Here is a 19,211-nt window from a genome sequence, read left to right on the forward strand (position 1 = left end):
TAGAGTATTTGTTCTATGTGAATATAGATTGAACGAAATTTATAGATATACTCGAAGCTCGATAAATAATATTGATGCTGTGGAAGGGACAATGACACAACAAAAATCTGCAGGTTTAGCATTTAGACAAGCATTGGATGCAGAAAAACCATTACAAATTATGGGTACGGTAAATGCCTACGCAGCTATGATGGCAAAACAAGTAGGATACAAAGCTATTTATTTATCTGGCGCAGGCGTTGCAAATTACTCTTATGGTTTGCCTGATTTAGGAATGACAAGCTTAGACAATGTTTTAGAAGATGTACGCCGTATTACAGAACGTGTAGATACGCCATTGTTGGTTGATATCGATACAGGCTGGGGCGGAGCATTTAACATTGCACGTACAGTGAAACAAATGATTGCTGCTGGCGCTGCTGCGGTTCATATTGAAGATCAAGTTGCACAAAAACGCTGTGGGCATCGTCCAAATAAAGAGATTGTAACGCAACAAGAAATGGTAGACCGTGTTAAAGCTGCTGTAGATGCAAAAACTGACTCTAATTTTGTGATTATGGCACGTACAGATGCTTTGCAAAAAGAAGGTTTAAATGCGGTGATTGATCGTGCTTGTGCTTGTGTTGAAGCGGGTGCAGATGCAATTTTTGCGGAAGCCATGACCGACATTACCATGTACAGAACGGTTTGTGATGCGGTGGGTGTACCTGTTTTGGCTAACATTACAGAATTTGGTGATACGCCGTATTACACAGTCGATGAGTTGGGTGAGCAAGGTATTTCAATGGTGCTGTATCCACTTTCTGCAACTCGAGCTATGCAAAAAGCGGCACTAGAAGTGATGCAAGCTGTTCGTGAGCAAGGTACGCAAGTGAATGTTCTTGATAAAATGCAGCAACGAAAAGAACTTTACGAATTTTTAGATTATCACACCTTTGAAAATACATTAGATAAACTGTTTAAACAGGAGAATTAAAAAAATGGCTGAAGGAAAAGTACTTACAGGCGCAGGGTTGCGTGGTCAAGTTGCAGGAAAGACTGCATTATCTACAGTAGGTAAAAGCGGTGCAGGTCTTACATACCGTGGTTACGATGTACAAGACCTTGCTGAAAATTGCCAATTTGAAGAAGTAGCCTATTTAATTTTCTTTGGTGAATTGCCAAATCAGCAACAGCTTGATGCTTATAAAGCAAAATTAAAATCTTTACGTTCATTACCACAGGCACTAAAAGAAGTTTTGGAGCGAATTCCTGCAAACTCACACCCAATGGATGTGATGCGTACGGGCGTTTCAATGCTTGGTAATTTGGAAACAGAAAACTCTTTCGCAGAACAGCAAGATGTTGCAGACCGTATTTTAGCGACTTTACCTGCCATTATTTGTTATTGGTATCGTTTTAGTCATGACGGCATTCGTGTTAACGAAAATACAGATGATGATTCGATAGGCGCACAATTCTTGCATTTATTACGTGGTGAAAAGCCAAATGAACTGCATGAACAAGTGATGAATGTTTCGTTAATTTTGTACGCAGAGCATGAATTTAACGCATCAACATTTACTGCGCGTGTTTGTGCATCAACATTATCAGATATGCATTCATGTATTACTGGTGCAATTGGTTCACTTCGTGGTCCATTGCATGGTGGTGCAAATGAAGCAGCAATGGAAATGATTGAAAACTGGAAGTCACCTGAAGAAGCTGAACGTGAAATGCTTGGAAAGCTTGAGCGTAAAGAAAAAATCATGGGCTTTGGTCATGCGATTTACAAAGATAATGATCCACGTAATGGCATTATTAAAATCTGGTCTGAGCGTTTAGCAAAAGATGTAGGCGATACAGTGTTGTATCCTGTATCTGTACGTTGTGAAGAGGTAATGTGGCGCGAGAAAAAGTTATTCTGTAATGCAGATTTCTTCCATGCTTCGGCGTATCACTTTATGGATATTGCAACAAAACTGTTTACTCCAATATTTGTGATGTCTCGTGTAACAGGTTGGGCTGCACATGTGATGGAGCAGCGTGCGGACAATCGCATTATTCGTCCAAGTGCAGATTATACGGGCTATGAATTGCGTAAAGTTCCACCGATTGATGCGCGTTAATTAATTAACAAGTTGAAATAAAAAAAGCCCCAAGAGGGGCTTTTTTTAATGTGCTATTGAAACTTAAATGTAATAACTCGTTTTTGTCATGAGTTTAGAAACGCCGGTCATGGCAATCCGCACAGGTAGAGGTAAATCTACACCACCTGCATTGAGTGCAGTATCTCTATGATGTAACTCATCTTCATTCATTTGAGTTAAAATTCTACGCGAGCGTTCATCTTGAGCAGGTAATTGATTAATGTGATCAATTAAATGCAAGCTTACTTGGCGCTCAGTTTCTGCAACAAAACCAAGACTGTATTTGTCGCCTGCAATACCTGCTAAAGCACCCATACCAAAAGATAGGCTATACCAAACAGGATTAAATAAACTGGTGTGGCTATCGAGTTCTTTTAATCGATCTTCACACCATGCCAAATGATCTTGTTCTTCAATTGCAGCAAATTCCATTTCACGACGTACATTGGGTAATTTCGCTGTAAGTGCTTGACCATGATATAAAGCTTGAGCACATACTTCGCCACTATGGTTGACGCGCATAAGACCTGCAACATGACGTGCCTCACTTACCCCAAGTTGAGTGTCTGTTTCATTTGCAGGATTTTCTCGATGTGCAGATGTTGCACCAGGTACTAAGCTACGTAAAGCTTGATCGAATGAGTTGATAAGCTTATCGATACCTGTGAATTGACGCATGAGTTAATCCTCCAACGAGAGCTGTGTCGTTTTTAAGAGTGGTTTAATTCGAATGAGTAACCACACTGAAAATACTGCACTTAAAGTGGCTGTAATACAAAATAGTATTTTCATATCTAGTTTTAAGATACTTAATACAATAATAGAAAATATAGCAGAAGTTATCATGAATATTGCATTTAATATGTTGTTTGCTGCAACTACACGTGCACGATGTGAGCGTGGTGAATATGCCTGCATCATGGCATAAAGCGGTACGATATAAAAACCACCACTTACACCTAATAATGTAATGGCAATCATAACGTGGTAATAACTTACATCTTGGTGAAATACTTCGGTAAGTGTTAGTAGTTCACCCGTATGTGTTGGTACAAAAGATAGGCTTGCTGCTAAGTAGTAAGCACAAATAGCTAGACCAATTGCACCAATAGGTACCATTTTAATATTGACTTCAGTGCCGCCAATTTTTCTGCATAGTAAAGAACCTAACCCAATACCTACAGAAAAGAAGGTAAGTAAAAGACTCACTACATTTTCATTACCATATAAATATTCTTGGGTAAGTTGCGGAATTTGGGTGAGATAAGTCGCGCCATAAAACCAATACCAAGAGTTACCTAAGAGAATTGTAAAAATAAGAGGCAAACTTTTTGCGTATTTTAGGGTTTGAAAGCTTGTTCTAAAAAAGTTCCAATCTACTTGAAGATCATTGGCTGTGATTTTTTGTTTAAGAATAAAAGTACTAGAAATGTAGCCTAAAATAGCAATGATTAAGACAGTCGCACTAATCCAAACCAAATTACCTTGCGATAAAGAGATAACCGCACCGCCTAAAATCATACCAATTAAAATAGCCATAGATGTGCCAGATTGAAATAAGGCATTTCCAGACATGAGTTCATTTGGTCTTAAAATTTCAGGTAAAATTGCATATTTAATAGGACCAAAAAATGTGGAATGTGTGCCCATTAAAAATAATGCGATTAAAAGTAGCCATAAATTTCCAATCAGGAAGCCTACTGTTGCCAAAAGCATAATAAAAATTTCAGCAGCTTTTAAGTAGCGTACCAATTGTGAGCGTTCGTATTTATCGGCAATTTGTCCTGCTGTTGCGGAGAAAATGAAATAAGGCAAAATGAATAACAAAGCAGCAAAGTTATTCAGTGTGCTTACATTTGCGCTTTGTTGTATCCAGCCATAAGTAATGACTAATAAAAGGGCTTGTTTATAAACATTATCGTTTAAAGCGCCAAAAAACTGAGTGATAAACATCGGTAAAAAACGACGTGTACCTAATAGATGTTCGTTGTTATCCATAATTTTGGCACTGCTTTAAAAGTTTTATTAAAAAATGTGAGCAAGTTCTATATTACTATAAAATTCCTGTATGATATTTTAAGGTTATTCGATAATGGATGTCATATAGTATTTTACTCATGTGATAGTATTGATACGGATTTCATATTAAAAATATTAGATTGGTTTAGAGTTTTATGCCTGAAAATTTCAAGTTTAAAAAATCAACATTAAGTTTAAGTATTCATTCTGCGTTGGAACGAATGGGGCATAAACAATTATGTATGAGTATTTTTTTAGGCTTAATGGCGCAATATAGTTTTGCACAAACAGAATCTAAATTTGACTATAGTCCCATTGAGTTACCTGCCGAATATCAAGAAGAAATAAAAGCAAATGCGGCTAATACTGCAAATACCGAATTTAAACCACATGTTAATAAGCAGCTTTATGCAATTCATGAAGATTTTGACAGTTATCAAATGCTTCAAGATCAAGTACATTCGCCAAAACCTGTTGAGGCATTTGCACCTATTGGTATAGATGAATTAGAAAACTTACCTGAAATAGCTGCCGATGATCAGATGGTGCAAGATATTTTAAAGGTGGCTGAACAAGCCAAGCAAGATGCTGAAAAAAATCGTGCAGAGCAATCGAAAGAGATTTTAGTAGGTGATGCATCAAAACAAGATTTGGCGGTTATTAATCAAGCACCTATTAATGTTGATGCTTTAATGAATAGCATTCAGGCCGATAGTAAAGTGGTCGTAGAAGCCAATGAAAGTGGTCGAACTCTAAATTCTATTCATTTAGAAACAGAATCTAAAGAACAAGAAGAAATGGGTTTCTTTAAAAGACTATATTATAAAGTTAGACCACAACAACTTCTTTATGGACAAACAATCCCTCGTATTAGTGCGGAAATTGTCATTAATGATGATTTGAATCATTACTCTAAACAAGAAAAAGAAGCAATTGAGGCTTTAAAAGCGAATGTTAAAGCCAAATTATCAAGTTATACAGTCGAGGCATTTGAAGATTTTATTTCTTCTATTTCTCAATTAAGAACATTGTCTAATCAAGCCGCACAGGCCGTTGGCTTTTATAATGCCGAGTTTAAGTTTGAAAAAGTTGGCGATGGAAAGGTTAAGGTTTTAGTTGTACCGAATAACCCCGTTCTTGTTACAACGGACAATATTGAATTTAGCGGTGCGGGTCAAAATCAGCCACAATTCCAAGTGATTAGTGTATTACCCGATTTATCTGAAGGTGATGTGTTTAATCAGGGTTTATATGAAAAGACCAAAGCACGAATAGTCGATGCAGCAAGTAATAATGGTTATTTTGATTCTTATTGGCGTATGCATGATGTAAAAGTTTCATTACCTCAAGATACAGCCGACATTAATCTGAAATATGAAACAGGTGACCGATATAAAATTGGTGCTGTTGAATTTCGCATGAGTGACCCTACAGAAGAGTTTCCTTTAGATCGAGATATTCTTGAACAGTTAGTACCATGGACAGATGGTCAGGATTATGCATTTTGGCGTGTAAATACTTTAGCAAATAATTTAACAAACTCTCGTTATTTTAATTACACTTTGGTTGATGCTGTACGTCCAGATGCGATTGAGAAAAAATTAGAATATGCACCTGATCTTCAAGCTTTAATTGATTTAGAAAATTTGGCAAATGGAACATCTATTGATCCCCTACAAAGCAAGACTGTCGAAAAATCACCAACTGAGGTGAAGCAAAATATAGTCAATGAAGAGCAGTTTGCAGGTATTGGCGGAGATGATAACAATAAAAAAATTAAGAAACTTCGAGTAGAGCAAGAAACAAGAGAAGATGAAATAGAGCGATTAAAAGAAAAAGCACGAGAAGAAAAAATAATCCCTGTCATTGTGACGTTAAATGCAGATAAGCGAAATAATGCTGAGGTCGGTTTAGGTTATGGTACGGACACAGGTGTACGTTTACGTAGTCAATACCGCCGTGCCATTGTCAATAAACGTGGTCATTCTTTTGATGCTAACTTTGAGTTGTCTGAAAAACGTCAAGCCATAGATGGTCGTTACAACATTCCATATAGTCATCCTTTAAATGACTATATTTCGTTAGTGGGTGGTTATGAGCGTGAAGAACGTAAAGACGTTTCTGATACAGGTAACTTATTGATTGAATCTGCTGTCTTGGGTGCAGACAGAATTATTCGAAACCCTCGAGGAAGTTGGCAACATGTTATGGGTGTGCGTTATCGACTTGATCGTTTAACGGGAGAGGGCGTTTTTAATGTCGATGATATTCCAGATATCTTTTTAGGGACAGGAAATCCAGAACAAGAGTCTTTATTATTTGGTTATGAAATCTCACGTACAGATTCAGATCAACGTGTGAATCCATCGAAAGGATTTAAACAGATCTACAAAATTGAAGTGGGTAGCGATAACCTTATGACTGACGTCAATATGGCAATTGCCAATTTGGGATGGCGTTTTATTTATTCTCTGGGAGATAGCTATGATCATCAATTTGTGGGTCGAGCTGACTTAGGTTATATCTTTACCGATGATTTTAGTCGCGTGCCATATAATTTGCGCTATGTCACAGGTGGTGACCAGTCGATGCGTGGTTTTGACTATAAGAGTTTGTCTCCAAGAGAAGATGGATTTAAGGTGGGTGGTCAAGCCTTAGCGGTTGGTTCGCTTGAATATAATTACCAATTCGCTGAAGGATGGCGTGCGGCTGTATTTACAGACTTTGGTAATGCTTATGATGCAGATTTTAAAACGCCGACTGCATACGGTGCAGGTGTTGGGATTCGTTGGGCATCACCTATTGGTCCAATTCGATTAGATATTGCAAGTGGATTGTCTGATGAAGGTAAACCAATACGCTTACATTTCTTTATTGGCTCACAATTATAATTTACGTTTAGAGAAGATTTATGGCTGAAGTAGAACAGCAATCAGAATTACCAACCCCTTTGCCTAAAAAGCGAAGAATATTAAGAAGTGTCTTGATGTCACTTCTTTTTGTGGTTTTATTCATTGTTGCGGCTTTGGCGGTCATGTTCTCAACGGATCGAGGCAGTAAATTTTTACTGGATAGCGTATTAGAACGTCAACAAATTATTCATTATGAATATGAAAGTGGCAATTTACTGAACGGAATTATTTTACGTAAAGTATTGGTCACCCTAGATGCTGTAGATGTCAAAATTGATCGAGCAGATGTGTCATTGGGCTGGCGAGCAATTATTAAAAAAGAAATACATTTAACGCATGCAGATGTAAAAAATCTACAAATTATAACCAAAGGGCCTCATTCAGATGAACCGTTTAAATATGACGAAATTCGGTTACCCTTTGTTTTACGTTTAGATAAAGCAGATGTTGATAAGCTTGCGATTCATACAGGCACGACACAAGTCGATTTTTTTGATATTCATTTAGAAAAAGCACTATGGGATGAAACGAAACTTACATTTAAAAATACGCGCATGGATATGGGCTATTTAAATGTGAAGAATGCCAATGGCAGTATGACTTTTGATCAGGGTAAATACCCAATTCAAGCAACAGGTGATGTGAATATCCCATCGCTCAATGACAGTTTAAATATTCATGGTATTCATGTTGTTGCAAATGGCACGTTAGAAACGATTGAAGCAGGTTTTGCAACCAATACACCAGACTTGTTAACGGGTTGGGGCGTTGTACATCCACTTCGTGATAATGTTCCAATGAAAGGTGAATTAAAATTTAGAAACTATCATTTACCATTATTAACAGATCAAAAGCTTTTTGCGAAAAAAGGTACAGCCAAATACTATGGCGACATTGAACGTCTAAATATTGATTTAAATACAGACCTAAGTGGAAAGGATATTCCAGAAGGTCGTTATACAGCATCCATGTATACAGACTTAGTGAATCAATTAGATCTTGAAACAGTCAATGGTCAATTGTTAGATGGCGCGGTAAATGTTGCAGGTGTTGTAAGTTGGAAAGATCATGTGACTTGGGATTTAAAAGGTCGCTTAGATAATATTAAGCCTACCGATAAAATTATTCCCCAAGTGATTCGTGATTTTTTACCGCCGTCTTTAGATGCAAATTTAGCCTCTACAGGATTATTGGCAGATGGCTTACATGTCACAGCAAATGTTGGTTTCGATAAATATGAAAATTGGAATTTAAAACTAGATCAAAAAGAAGAAAAAACGAAAAAGCCTGAACCAATGTTGATGAATATTGCTTGGAAAGGTTTAGATCGTGAAATGCCATATATTGGTTGGTTGAAAAGTGATTCAGGTGATGTAAATCTGAGTTTAGTGGAAGATCAACAAAATATTCATGTAGCCACAATTATTAAGCAACATGAAAAATCTGTATTACCAGCAGGACAATATTCGGCACAGTTAAATATTAAAGATAATAACTTAAAGGTTCCAAGCTTTAGTTTTAGCGCAGGTCAAGGTGGTTTAAAAGGAAGTGCCTTTGTTGAATTGCCAACAGATAAACGTCAACTTAAGTGGAATGCATTACTTGATGCGAATAATTTCAATCCGCAAACCGTAGTTAGTGCGGCACCAGTTAATTTGTTGAATGGTCGTGTTAAAGCCAATGGTTATGCGAAGCCAAATCAACAAATTATTCACTTAAATCCAATTTCATTAACGGGACGTTTAGCCGATCAAAATGAATCGATGCATTTAACGGGTAAAAGCACTGCTGCTATTTTACTCCACGATGAAAAGCAAGGCGGTGGATTTAAAAGCTTTGCGGTTGATTATGATGGTGCGCTCAATACGAGTGTTATTGCAGGTAGTCAAGGTCATTTAAAAGCTAAAGTTTCAGGGACATCACAATATATTAAGATTAACCAGTTTAGTCATAATGGTATTGCAGGACGCATTGCGGCTGAAGGTGTTATTAATTTAACGCATGGAATTGGCTGGGATGTAAATGCATCACTTATACGCTTTAAGCCTCAGTATTTTGTATCGAATGTTCGTGGTGAAGTTTCAGGTGTAGTGAAAACACAAGGGTTATGGGCAGATAATATTAAACGAGTAAATATATCGCGTTTAAACCTTGCAGGAATGATTAATAATAAACCGATTCGCGGGACGGGTAATTTAGCAATATTGCTAAGTTCTCACGGAAATGGTCTGCTACCACAGCAATTTGAAGCCAATAATTTATTTTTATCTTATGCGCAAAACCAAATTCAAGCGACAGGTAATGCTCAGAACTTAAAAATTAAGATCAATGCACCTGCGTTATATGAAGTTTATAGTGGTTTACGTGGAAAAGCGTATGGCTATTTAAATGTTCAAGCAAAACCACGTTTAAAAGCAACTGCAAATTTGGCTATAGATGGCTTTAGTTTCAATAATTTATTTAGTATAAAACAACTTACAATTCAGGGTGAATTACCTACATCGGATACAACGCCAACAATATTAACTGCAAAATTGAATTCACTGCGTAGTGGTGATCGTGAAATTCAAAAAGGTGAAATTTCAATTGCAGGAATACGCAAAGCACATATTCTTAAAGTGAAAGCTGAAAATAAGCTTAGTGCTTTTTATGTACAGTTGGCGGGTGGTTTTAATGCGAATAATGATTGGTTCGGTCAAATTCAAAAAGGTGATTTTGACTCCCTTAGAACACGTTTGGTACAAAAACAAAATGCCTCTGTTATTTACAACGCTAAAAATAGTGAATTGTTTATAGGTGTACATTGCTGGATGAGCCAACAAAGTCAATTGTGCTTTGATCAACCAACACGTATCAGTAAAACAAAAGGTAATATTTCATTTGTTACTCAAAATGTAGACTTAAGTGATTTTGCAGCCTTTATGCCAGATGGTTTAGCAATTACAGGTAAAGTGAATGGATATGCAAAAGCATCTTGGGCTCAAAACCAAAAGCCTAAAATTGATGTAAAACTTTTAACGCAAAACGGCATTATTGGTATTACGGGCGATGATCCGCAAGAGATTGGTTCTAATTTAAGATATGACCAAATATCTATTATTGCGAAAAGTATAGCTGAAGGTTTACAGCTACGCTTAGATGTAAAAACACCTGCAATTGGTACAGGTTATGCCAATGTGGTGATTGATCCATACTCTGCCAATAAAGCGATGCGTGGTGAAGTTGCATTTAATGAGTTGCAGTTAAAAGTATTTAAGCCATTTATTGCAGATGTGCGCCGTTTAGATGGTACTTTATCGTTTGCAGGTAAGGTAGGTGGTTCACTGACTAAGCCTCTGATTACAGGTGGCATACGTCTGAAAGATGGTGAAATTAGTATGATTTCATTGCCTGTCAATTTAACCAATATTCAATTGTATTCATCTATAAATCAAAATAACGCAGCTATTAATGGTGCTTTTAACAGTGGACGTGGTGTTGGTCGAATTACAGGGGATTTTGATTGGAAATCGGAACCCAAAATTAGCCTGAATTTGAAAGGTGATAACCTGTTGGTACGTCAAGCACCTTTAATTACGGCTATTGTGAATACGGATGTTTCATTACAAGCTTATCCATTTTTAAATAAGTTGACTGTAAAAGGTGAGGTAAATGTACCACGTGCACTTATTTCAATGCCTGAAGCAACTGCAAGTGTTGTGAATGTATCTCCAGATGTGCGTGTTGTACATGAAGGACAAGATCAACTTGCCATTTTACGTGCTGCAAAACCTTGGGATATTAATGCGGACTTAGACGTACGTTTAGGTGATCAGGTCATATTCCAAGGTTTTGATAGTCGGATTCCATTAACAGGACGTTTGTACTTAACCCAGCGTGGTTCTGAAACAGGAATGCGTGCCAATGGTGCAATTGGCGTAAGTAAGCGTGTAAAAATTGAAGCTTATGGACAAAGTTTAGATTTAAATCGTGCTATTGCTCGTTTTAATGGTGCATTGTCTAATCCAACTTTAGATGTAGATACCAATAAAAACATTCAAGGTAGTTTGGTTGGAATTCGAATTGCAGGAACGGCAACAAGTCCAAGGATTCAAATTTATAATGATGCAGGTCTGTCTGAACAAGAAGCGCTAAATGCGATTATTACAGGTCGTATTAATGAAGGTTCAAGTGGATTGAGTCAGACAGAAGGCTTTAGGTCAGATGTAAATAATACGATTGCTGCAGCTGGTATTAGTATGGGGCTTGGTGGAACGCGTGCTTTTACAAATCAAATTGGACGTACTTTAGGTTTAAGTAGCTTAGCTTTAGATGCTCAAGGTACAGGTGATGATACGCAAGTGAGCGTAACAGGTTATATTACGCCAGATTTGTTCATTCGATACGGTGTAGGTGTATTTACGCCAGTGAACAAATTAACTTTACGTTATCAAATGAATCAGCGTTTATATATGGAAGCAAGTCAGTCATTAGAACGTGCAATCGACTTTTTCTACAACTGGCGTTTCTAGTGGTGTGGAAATTTAAATATTTATAAGTTGTTGTATTTTATATTTATTTATAGGTTTTAGTCTACATTTAAAAAATGCGTGTAGACTATATGTAGACTGTTGAGCTATTTCAGGCTTAAAATGCAAGTGTCGAATTTGTAAATTGAGCCTGAAATGAAACTCAACAAATCTAATGTTGATGCTATTGTATTGACTGAAAAAGGGCAAGCTATTCATCGCGACTCTGATTTAATTGGTTTTGCGGTCCGAGCAACTACAAAAAGCAAATCTTATATTGTTGAGCGTCGGCATGAGGGTAAGCTTTATCGTGTGACAATCGGCAAGACAAATGAAATAACACCAGTTGAAGCTAAAAAAAAGGCACAAACCATTTTGGCTGATATTGCCAATGGTGAATATGAAAAGAAGAAAGAAAGTTCTAATGAAGTGACTTTAGAGCAAGCATTCGATCTTTACTTAAAACAACGAAAACTCAAGCCACTTTCAATCAATACTTATCATCACTGTATAGATACATTTTTATCAGATTGGAAATCTAAGCCAATTTTTGATATTTCAAAAAAGGATGTGTTTGATCGTTTTATTAAACTGACTGAATACAGTCCAACACAGGCAAACTTAACATTAAAGATGTTTGGTTCTATTTGGCGTTTTGCTCAAGTGCATTGGTCAACCGATGAAAACCCCATCCTAAAACACAATCCAATTGATGTAATTCCTGCGAAGCGCGGATGGAATAAAACTAAAGCAAGAACACGCCACTTAGACGAAAGCAACATTCATGTTTTCTACAATGCAGTATTGAATTATTTCACAGAGCGTTCACTTTATGATGACGCATCAAAAAATGCTGTACGTGATCTTGTTCTATTTATTATGTATACAGGCTGTAGACGTAATGAAGCACAAACACTTAAATGGGAAAATGTAGATATTGAAAAGGGTTTATTTATATTTAAAGACCCGAAAAATGGAGATGACCACTTGTTACCAATGGGCGACCATTTATTTGAGATTATCAAACAACGATATGAGTTAAAAAACAACGAGTATGTTTTTCCTGGTTCTAATATGGTTTCAAAAGCCAAACACGTATCAGGTGCACAAGGTTTACTTGAAGCAGTTAGAGAGCAGACAGGGATAGAAATTTCCCTACATGATTTAAGACGCACATTCGCTACGATCTGCAATAACTTAGATTATGGTCCATATACAATCAAAAGATTACTCAACCATAGGTCAGGTGCAAAAAATGATGTGACTGGTGGTTACGTGCAGGTATCTATAAAAAAATTACGGCTTGCAATGAATGACATTGAAGCCGTGTATCAAGGTAAACTCAATTGCTTCGATTAAGAAGCATATTGAGCTGTATTTAGTACAGTTTGGCTTTCCTGAAATGCCAATACATCAGCCTTTTTGTAAACAACACTGCGACCAATTTTTGCATAAGGAATGCCACCGCCAATGCAACGCATACGTTGTAGTGTATGGGTAGAGCAGGATAGGTAGATAGCAATATCCTCTTGCGGAAATAATTGCTGATCATTGGCAGAAAGAAAGCGATTTAAGCGCGCATCTTTATCCTGCTGCGTCATTTTTTCAAATTTAAGTTTCATCAACCTTCCTCCCTCAAACTTTCCACTTCTTCAACTAGAGCGATGGCTTGTTCAAGTTGCCATTTAAAAAAGCGAAACTCACCACCTTTTACGTTCCACGGCACATCATTATCCATTTCAGGTAAATATGCTTTTGCTTGTCCAATATCGTCAAATTGGTTCACCAACTCCCAAGCATCGACATAGATTTTCATTTCATCAAGGATTTCAAATCCATAATGCTCTAGAAAATCTGCCTTTGTGATAAATCCAGCTTCAAGACATACAACATCACGCTGTGCTAAATCCCAACCTTTATCAGCAATAAATTTCGCAGCTTTCATGAAACCTCCTTCAAACTCTCAACCACACTTTCAGGCAAATCATGCTTTGCGATATAAGAAGAAAGCATGTGGTAAATCTGATCTGCCACACTATTTTCAATCAAAATGTCACATCCATTAGCGTGGTGATTAATCTTTAAGTCTATTTTTGAGTTACCCAAAACCAATAAGAAATGCTTACGCTCTTCAATATTTAGCTTCAAAACAAACGGCTTATCTTTATGAAGCTCATCGATGATGAAATTCGCTACAGCAATTTTTTGTTGAATTTCAGTCATTGTCTTTCTCAACCAGTGCAAATAGTTCTTTCATTCGAGCGTATGTTTTGGGTGCTGATTTCTGGTTAATTTCCTCAGCAAGCAACACTTCTAGTTCATCCCAATGATTAACTAGGACGGCCCATTGCTTTGATACCTGTTTCATCACATCAAGAGTGACTCGAAATGTTGGAACAGCATTCAAAAGACCAACACAACGATTAAAATCACTTGGATCATGCGGATGGAATCTAGAAGCATAACCGCCAGAAACAGGACCACTATTGAGCATAGTTGCCATTAAGCACTCACTAGAAAGTCCAGTGTCAGCTTTCATTAGCCAATGCATGGCTTGTTGAATTTCAGTCATTGGTTGGCTCCTGTGCTTCGATTATGGCTTTGTAAATTTTCTCACCATCCAATCTAAATGGGTCGGATGTGATGCCACTTGCTATTAATTGATCTTCAACTGTGTTTTCAATAGCGCATATAACTTCTTTGGTAGGTTCAGGCACAGCCGACTTTTTGGCTTGTTGCCACGCTTCTGACCACACCAACCATTTTTCATGACGAGGGCTAGTCTCCATGTATCTTGTGCCAAAAATAGACTCTTTGTTGTCTAATTGAGCCTTTAGATCATCGTAAGAAACACCACATGATTTAGCGCAATTTTTTTCAAACGCTATTTGCATTTCTAAAGCATCATTTTGAATATCCATCACGCCACCTCGTAATCTTCAACATAAAGATCAATTCGATCAAAGAAAGTACTGCTATCTGGTATACTTTCACGACCTTTGTTCCAAGCTGGCGTCACCAGTCCAAAAACATCCCATGCGGAATCCTGACCACCGTTTAGAACAAGTTTTGCAGCAGCAACATAAAGCTCATCAGAGTTCGAAATATCATAACCACAACAATTAATATCTTTTATTAACTCAGGTGTTAGGTTCTTAAAATCTTCACTAAGTTCAATTTCCATCTCAACCTCAACAGCGAGAGTTACTCTTTTTTTAATTCCCATCACGCCACCTTCGCCAATTTCATTAATTTGTTTTGTGTTTCATCTGTGATTTCAGGGCTACGCAGGTGCATTTCATATTCAGCACCTAATTCATGAGCCGCACTATTACCACCCAAAGCATCCGTCACCAATACATAGTTATGTTGCTTCTTAATCTTCTTTTGAAGTGCTTTATCTTCAAGACGAGCTGTGAAGCCTTGGCTTGCCAAACTTGTAATCTTGTAGCCAAGATAACCAAGCCAAATTTTTAAACCTAAGGCGTTCTTACTTTTAACAATTCGTTTTTGTGTCATGCTGCAAGCTCCTGCCAAGGTTCAAAAGCATACAAACGAGCATTCACAGAACGATCAATTTTTACGTTTAAAACTGCATCAACCATTAAGTTGTTGCGTTTAATTGCCTGTTCAGCTTGAAAGCCGTTTGGAGCTTCAACACGGCCACGGATAAAACCACGACCGCCTTGAACTTTTGCTTTATAGGTCCAGATGTATAAATTAGGAGTGTTCATAGTGCCTCCAACGCTTTGCGTAAATATTTGTCTACGTTGTCTTGTTTTAATAACCAAGTCACATAGCTTTTATCTAGGTCCTTTAATGCAGTACCTTTATGTTTTCCGAATCCGATAACTTTTGGGATTCGGGCAGACTCAGACATTAAATAAAGAGAGTTCATATCTTTAATGCCTAGATCAGAAACAAGAGCTTGTAAAATCACACCAGTAAAATAAATGTCAGCTTTTGCATTGTGAGCATGGCGAAGGTGTTTACGTGCTGTTTCTCGATCTTCCATAACGTGGTAATACAGGGCACCAAGCGTATGAGAATCTAAGTTTTTCCAAACCATTCGAGCTAAAGCTAAAGTACAAATACCTTTCACATTAATTGATGAGTCACTAAGGCGAATAGCTTCAATATCGTAGTCAATATTGTGGCCAATCATGAATTCAACTTCTTTGGGCAACTTAAAGCTTTCATAACTAGGCTTTAGCGCAATATCGCTTTCAAGTATGTGATGAACCGCCATAGCACCTAAAGCGATTGGTTCAGGACAAGAGAAGTATTCATCGAACACATGGTCTTGATCCACCACCAATACACCTTGCTCAAAAGAGCAGGGTGCATAAGCGATTTCGATTGGATAACCATTTATAGAATGAGTTTCTGTATCTAAAATTACTGTGTTCATGCAACAGCTTTCCCTTGTCCTTGTTTGATTACATCAGCTTTAACGGCTTCAAAATGTTGAGCTTCGATACTTATTAGGCTGTCAACTCCATTGTTTTCACAGAACGTCATCACATCGATACCATGTTGAGCTAATAGATCTTGTAGTTCGTCGCGTTGCTGTTCTGAAATCGTTGATGAAACAATTTCAATTTCAATCCACTTGGTACTTTGTTTGTTGTATGTGAAATTGAGTTGATATGCATAGTGCTTCATGCAATCCCACATGTTTTTAAAGTTTGGATGTTCTTGTTTAAGCTCAGACATAAGAGCATTAAAATCGCTAGGAAATTTAGCTTCCATGCATGACTTTTCCCATTGTTCCCACTCTAGTTTTAATTTCTGAACCTCCTGTTGTTCAGGTGTCATTGTGTTTAATGTTTCCTTAACACTATCTATCAAATTGCCTAGAAAGTTACTGTTTTGACTTAAGCGCAAATCAGGTACTGGAACATCACCAAGAGCACCAGCATCTTTAGAGTGATAACCTTCTTGAGAGCTAAACTTTAAAACACGTTGCTGTTTACCTTGGTTATTTGTTTCCAAACATAGGTAAGCCATTGCATCGCATAGTCGATAGATTTCTTGACGATTTTTACCGCCAAGGTCTGGACGAATAAGCGTTAGATTGTCATTTTTATCTTCGGTGGCATGAGCAATGAAAACTACATCACGACCACTTGTAATGATTTTATTAACAAAGGTACTAAACATTGTGTTAGCAACGCCTTGCACATTGAGTTTGAGAGAACCATCACCTTTTGTATTCTTTCTATCATTAGCAAGGTGAGCTTTAATTAAATCAAGCACACGCCCAATAGTGTCAAAAACAACAGTTTGGTAGCCTTCCAAATCTTCTGTAGTTATATTTGCAATATCATTCCAGCGTTCAGCAACAACAACATCTGCACGACGATTAGCACCAGTTCGATATGCACCCTTGTCAGCATCAATAATGAGTGCTTTATTTCCAGTCATACCAAGCGTGGTTTTATACATGCCTGGATCACCATAAAAATAAAGCTTAATTGCATTTACAGTGATGATTTGAGCAGGAGTAATAATATTTATAGCCATGATGATTCCCCTTAGTGAGCGCCAACCCAACCCATACGACGTTTATAAGCCTTACGTTCGTGAGAAGGGATGTGAGATCGTTGAAGATCGATTGCTAATTGTTTGCGACGTTGAAAAATCTTTTCAGCTTCAAAGTTTCGTTGAATCCAAGGTTTAGCAACCAATGTTTCAAGAGGAATACGGATTAATTCACCGTTTACTTCCGTGTAAAACTTAAAGCCTTTTTGGACGTAGATAGTTGGACCAAGGCGCATCCGCATATCACCATTTGGTTCACGGCTGAGGAATTCAGCGAATTTAGTAGATGCATTCATTTCACACCTCGCTCAGCAATTTGAACCATTGCTTCAACTTGCTGTGCAGATTCCTTTTCAGCCTGATTTATAAACATGCAAGCCAATCCAAAGAAAAGAACAAACAGGACGATAGAGGCGCAGATATTGCTAAAAATGTTAGCTGTTTTGCCGTGCATTTCTTCGAAAGTTGGCTCACGATATAGAACAGAAGTCGTTTGACTTTTGTTGTTATCAAACTTAGGCGTTTGACTATGTGATGCGGTTTGATTCATAATTACCTCGTTGAGTAAATAAGCCCATGCCGTCGAAAGTAGTGGGCTTTTTTATTGCTTACGAGATAAATATTAGCATACTAATATTAGTAGTCAATAAGTTTGCTAATATTTTTTTAATGTTCTAATTTTTTTATGTTTTAATAGACAAAAGAAAACCCACATTAAGCGGGCGTTCTTTATTGAATAGATTTTTATTTAGAAGCTTTAGATTTTATTTTATTTTTATACATTTCACGGTCAGCCTCAAGTAGGGCTTCTTTTAATCCTTTACTTGGATCTCGAGCTGCAATACCAACAGCAGCACTAATACCTGCATTGTTTAGAGCTTCTAAAATTCTATCTGCTAATTTATGTGTATTTTCTAAATTCGTCTCAATGTTAAGAATACCAAATTCATCACCACCTAAGCGAGCAACTAAATCATTCGAGCGCACTGATTGTTTTAAAATGTTAGCAGTGTTTTGAATTAATTTATCTCCTTCTTCATGCCCCAACTCATCATTCACATGCTTTAGTTTATTTAGGTCAATAATAATAACAGTAGTAGGGTGTCCATAAGTCTTACATCGAGTTTCCTCTAAGTTTATAAGGTCATCCCATGCTCTTCGATTAAAAGCACCAGTTAAATGATCTGTTAAAGAATCTAGTTTTAATTTTTCAGAAACTCGTAATTGTTCATTTAGCTTTAGTTCGCTTTGTAGAATTTTACTAAGTAACTGACTAAGAAGCTCTAAAAGATCGCTGGCATCTTCAATATTCTTAGGTTGAGGTGATGGATCAATAGCACAAAGAGTACCAAAAAGAGAGCCATCTTCATTAATTAGGGGTTGACCTATATAGGCTTTAATATCAGCAATGTTATTAATTTTTGCTTCCGCATATAGTTTTATTTCTTCTGAATTAGGTGCTATACGAGGTCCTTTACCTTGTACCATTTGAGAACAATACGAATCTTCCCAATTAAATACGTGCCCAGGTTGTATACCATATCCATGATCTTCGGTTTGTAAGACAATCCAATCATTACCTTCAGTACGAGTAATCATCCATAAACCAAAACCTAGATGATTATGTAGGTATTTAAGAACCTGTTCGCCTGCTGCATTGAAATCTTTGAAAAGTAATTGATTAATAACCATGATGTTTATTGGCTATGAAAGGGATAATAGCTGGTTATTTTACGCTTAATTTGTTTAATAAACTATCAAATTTTGATTATTAAAAAACCCACATAGAGTGGGTTGGATTTTTGAGAATTGCTTACTTTCTATTGAGGAACACTACAGTTGCGACCATTGCTATAACGTTGGCTACTAGTAGACTTATGAGTGTAATCATAATTAAAAGTAGGTGAAATGTGGATTTTAAGAGTAGTTTAAAAGGTATATTAAATATATATCTTTATTGTTGGTTTTTTATAAAAGAAAACCCACACTGGGTGGGTTGGATGGAGCTTATTCGATTTAATTTGTAATATTTTCTATATAATTTTCTATTTGTACACCAAGTAATTTATTCTCTGGTTTATCACCTTTCAGGTTAAGAA

Annotated in this window: 20 protein-coding genes; 5 read left to right on the top strand and 15 right to left on the bottom strand. The window is 37.0% G+C overall.

Annotated elements, in window-relative coordinates; genetic code table 11:
* The first annotated feature begins 91 nt into the window (after positions 1 to 91).
* Together prpB and prpC are read left to right on the top strand one after the other, a co-directional pair.
* A complete protein-coding gene (gene prpB, locus AC5YC8_RS12675) occupies positions 92 to 976 on the top strand; it encodes a methylisocitrate lyase (protein ID WP_496119581.1) in 885 nt (294 codons plus the stop codon).
* Between the two features lie 4 nt (positions 977 to 980).
* The gene (gene prpC, locus AC5YC8_RS12680; protein WP_496119579.1) at positions 981 to 2,108 is read left to right on the top strand and encodes a bifunctional 2-methylcitrate synthase/citrate synthase; all 1,128 of its coding nucleotides are present in this window, start codon (positions 981 to 983) and stop codon (positions 2,106 to 2,108) included.
* Between the two features lie 63 nt (positions 2,109 to 2,171).
* Here prpC and coq7 read toward each other — a convergent pair whose 3' ends face one another.
* A complete protein-coding gene (gene coq7, locus AC5YC8_RS12685) occupies positions 2,172 to 2,807 on the bottom strand; it encodes a 2-polyprenyl-3-methyl-6-methoxy-1,4-benzoquinone monooxygenase (RefSeq protein WP_496119577.1) in 636 nt (211 codons plus the stop codon).
* A gap of 3 nt (positions 2,808 to 2,810) precedes the next feature.
* Positions 2,811 to 4,130, bottom strand: a complete 1,320-nt coding sequence (locus AC5YC8_RS12690; protein ID WP_496164776.1) for an MFS transporter — start codon at positions 4,128 to 4,130, stop codon at positions 2,811 to 2,813.
* 173 nt (positions 4,131 to 4,303) lie between these two features.
* Here AC5YC8_RS12690 and AC5YC8_RS12695 point away from each other — a divergent pair, with 173 nt between their 5' ends.
* From AC5YC8_RS12695 to AC5YC8_RS12705, 3 genes are all read left to right on the top strand, one after another.
* A complete protein-coding gene (locus tag AC5YC8_RS12695; RefSeq protein WP_496164762.1) occupies positions 4,304 to 7,039 on the top strand; it encodes an autotransporter assembly complex protein TamA in 2,736 nt (911 codons plus the stop codon).
* A 20-nt stretch (positions 7,040 to 7,059) separates the two neighbouring features.
* Positions 7,060 to 11,571 (top strand): translocation/assembly module TamB domain-containing protein, encoded by a 4,512-nt coding sequence (locus AC5YC8_RS12700; protein WP_496164763.1) that lies wholly within the window; start codon positions 7,060 to 7,062, stop codon positions 11,569 to 11,571.
* Positions 11,572 to 11,724: 153 nt separating this feature from the next.
* Positions 11,725 to 12,927, top strand: coding sequence for a tyrosine-type recombinase/integrase (locus AC5YC8_RS12705; RefSeq protein ID WP_496164764.1), 1,203 nt, complete (start codon positions 11,725 to 11,727; stop codon positions 12,925 to 12,927).
* Here AC5YC8_RS12705 and AC5YC8_RS12710 read toward each other — a convergent pair.
* From AC5YC8_RS12710 to AC5YC8_RS12770, 13 genes are all read right to left on the bottom strand, one after another.
* A complete protein-coding gene (locus AC5YC8_RS12710; RefSeq protein ID WP_216071069.1) occupies positions 12,924 to 13,190 on the bottom strand; it encodes a helix-turn-helix domain-containing protein in 267 nt (88 codons plus the stop codon). The genes AC5YC8_RS12705 and AC5YC8_RS12710 overlap by 4 nt on opposite strands.
* Positions 13,190 to 13,513, bottom strand: coding sequence for a hypothetical protein (locus tag AC5YC8_RS12715; protein WP_496164765.1), 324 nt, complete (start codon positions 13,511 to 13,513; stop codon positions 13,190 to 13,192). The genes AC5YC8_RS12710 and AC5YC8_RS12715 overlap by 1 nt, the downstream gene beginning before the upstream one ends.
* Complete coding sequence (locus AC5YC8_RS12720; RefSeq protein ID WP_496164766.1) at positions 13,510 to 13,791, bottom strand: hypothetical protein; 282 nt, start codon at positions 13,789 to 13,791, stop codon at positions 13,510 to 13,512. The genes AC5YC8_RS12715 and AC5YC8_RS12720 overlap by 4 nt, the downstream gene beginning before the upstream one ends.
* Positions 13,784 to 14,140, bottom strand: coding sequence for a hypothetical protein (locus AC5YC8_RS12725; protein ID WP_496164767.1), 357 nt, complete (start codon positions 14,138 to 14,140; stop codon positions 13,784 to 13,786). Before AC5YC8_RS12725 ends, AC5YC8_RS12720 begins: the two co-directional genes overlap by 8 nt.
* Positions 14,133 to 14,489, bottom strand: coding sequence for a hypothetical protein (locus AC5YC8_RS12730; RefSeq protein ID WP_496164768.1), 357 nt, complete (start codon positions 14,487 to 14,489; stop codon positions 14,133 to 14,135). The genes AC5YC8_RS12725 and AC5YC8_RS12730 overlap by 8 nt, the downstream gene beginning before the upstream one ends.
* The gene (locus AC5YC8_RS12735; RefSeq protein WP_496164769.1) at positions 14,489 to 14,794 is read right to left on the bottom strand and encodes a hypothetical protein; all 306 of its coding nucleotides are present in this window, start codon (positions 14,792 to 14,794) and stop codon (positions 14,489 to 14,491) included. The genes AC5YC8_RS12730 and AC5YC8_RS12735 overlap by 1 nt, the downstream gene beginning before the upstream one ends.
* Entirely contained in the window at positions 14,794 to 15,087 is a 294-nt protein-coding gene (locus AC5YC8_RS12740) for a response regulator (RefSeq protein WP_496164770.1), read from the bottom strand. The genes AC5YC8_RS12735 and AC5YC8_RS12740 overlap by 1 nt, the downstream gene beginning before the upstream one ends.
* A complete protein-coding gene (locus AC5YC8_RS12745) occupies positions 15,084 to 15,302 on the bottom strand; it encodes a hypothetical protein (RefSeq protein ID WP_496164771.1) in 219 nt (72 codons plus the stop codon). The genes AC5YC8_RS12740 and AC5YC8_RS12745 overlap by 4 nt, the downstream gene beginning before the upstream one ends.
* Positions 15,299 to 15,979: a 3'-5' exonuclease gene (locus AC5YC8_RS12750; protein WP_496164772.1), complete on the bottom strand. Its 681-nt coding sequence runs from the start codon at positions 15,977 to 15,979 to the stop codon at positions 15,299 to 15,301. The genes AC5YC8_RS12745 and AC5YC8_RS12750 overlap by 4 nt, the downstream gene beginning before the upstream one ends.
* Complete coding sequence (locus AC5YC8_RS12755; protein WP_496164773.1) at positions 15,976 to 17,094, bottom strand: ATP-binding protein; 1,119 nt, start codon at positions 17,092 to 17,094, stop codon at positions 15,976 to 15,978. Before AC5YC8_RS12755 ends, AC5YC8_RS12750 begins: the two co-directional genes overlap by 4 nt.
* Before the next feature lie 11 nt (positions 17,095 to 17,105).
* Positions 17,106 to 17,408, bottom strand: coding sequence for a hypothetical protein (locus AC5YC8_RS12760; protein ID WP_496164774.1), 303 nt, complete (start codon positions 17,406 to 17,408; stop codon positions 17,106 to 17,108).
* Positions 17,405 to 17,662: a hypothetical protein gene (locus AC5YC8_RS12765; protein WP_496164775.1), complete on the bottom strand. Its 258-nt coding sequence runs from the start codon at positions 17,660 to 17,662 to the stop codon at positions 17,405 to 17,407. The genes AC5YC8_RS12760 and AC5YC8_RS12765 overlap by 4 nt, the downstream gene beginning before the upstream one ends.
* Positions 17,663 to 17,856: 194 nt before the next feature.
* On the bottom strand, positions 17,857 to 18,798 hold the full coding sequence (locus AC5YC8_RS12770) for a GGDEF domain-containing protein (protein ID WP_496164777.1): 942 nt from the start codon (positions 18,796 to 18,798) through the stop codon (positions 17,857 to 17,859).
* Positions 18,799 to 19,211: the final 413 nt, after the last annotated feature.

It is taken from the genome of Acinetobacter sp. FY731 (assembly GCF_059515905.1).

Excerpts from the sequence above, each read along its gene's own strand:
- prpB (WP_496119581.1), top strand. The coding sequence starts at position 92 with ATGACACAACAAAAATCTGCAGGTTTAGCATTTAGACAAGCATTGGAT.
- prpC (WP_496119579.1), top strand. The coding sequence starts at position 981 with ATGGCTGAAGGAAAAGTACTTACAGGCGCAGGGTTGCGTGGTCAAGTT.
- coq7 (WP_496119577.1), bottom strand. The coding sequence starts at position 2,807 with ATGCGTCAATTCACAGGTATCGATAAGCTTATCAACTCATTCGATCAA.
- AC5YC8_RS12695 (WP_496164762.1), top strand. The coding sequence starts at position 4,304 with ATGCCTGAAAATTTCAAGTTTAAAAAATCAACATTAAGTTTAAGTATT.
- AC5YC8_RS12700 (WP_496164763.1), top strand. The coding sequence starts at position 7,060 with ATGGCTGAAGTAGAACAGCAATCAGAATTACCAACCCCTTTGCCTAAA.
- AC5YC8_RS12705 (WP_496164764.1), top strand. The coding sequence starts at position 11,725 with ATGAAACTCAACAAATCTAATGTTGATGCTATTGTATTGACTGAAAAA.
- AC5YC8_RS12710 (WP_216071069.1), bottom strand. The coding sequence starts at position 13,190 with ATGAAACTTAAATTTGAAAAAATGACGCAGCAGGATAAAGATGCGCGC.
- AC5YC8_RS12715 (WP_496164765.1), bottom strand. The coding sequence starts at position 13,513 with ATGAAAGCTGCGAAATTTATTGCTGATAAAGGTTGGGATTTAGCACAG.
- AC5YC8_RS12720 (WP_496164766.1), bottom strand. The coding sequence starts at position 13,791 with ATGACTGAAATTCAACAAAAAATTGCTGTAGCGAATTTCATCATCGAT.
- AC5YC8_RS12725 (WP_496164767.1), bottom strand. The coding sequence starts at position 14,140 with ATGACTGAAATTCAACAAGCCATGCATTGGCTAATGAAAGCTGACACT.
- AC5YC8_RS12730 (WP_496164768.1), bottom strand. The coding sequence starts at position 14,489 with ATGGATATTCAAAATGATGCTTTAGAAATGCAAATAGCGTTTGAAAAA.
- AC5YC8_RS12735 (WP_496164769.1), bottom strand. The coding sequence starts at position 14,794 with ATGGGAATTAAAAAAAGAGTAACTCTCGCTGTTGAGGTTGAGATGGAA.
- AC5YC8_RS12740 (WP_496164770.1), bottom strand. The coding sequence starts at position 15,087 with ATGACACAAAAACGAATTGTTAAAAGTAAGAACGCCTTAGGTTTAAAA.
- AC5YC8_RS12745 (WP_496164771.1), bottom strand. The coding sequence starts at position 15,302 with ATGAACACTCCTAATTTATACATCTGGACCTATAAAGCAAAAGTTCAA.
- AC5YC8_RS12750 (WP_496164772.1), bottom strand. The coding sequence starts at position 15,979 with ATGAACACAGTAATTTTAGATACAGAAACTCATTCTATAAATGGTTAT.
- AC5YC8_RS12755 (WP_496164773.1), bottom strand. The coding sequence starts at position 17,094 with ATGGCTATAAATATTATTACTCCTGCTCAAATCATCACTGTAAATGCA.
- AC5YC8_RS12760 (WP_496164774.1), bottom strand. The coding sequence starts at position 17,408 with ATGAATGCATCTACTAAATTCGCTGAATTCCTCAGCCGTGAACCAAAT.
- AC5YC8_RS12765 (WP_496164775.1), bottom strand. The coding sequence starts at position 17,662 with ATGAATCAAACCGCATCACATAGTCAAACGCCTAAGTTTGATAACAAC.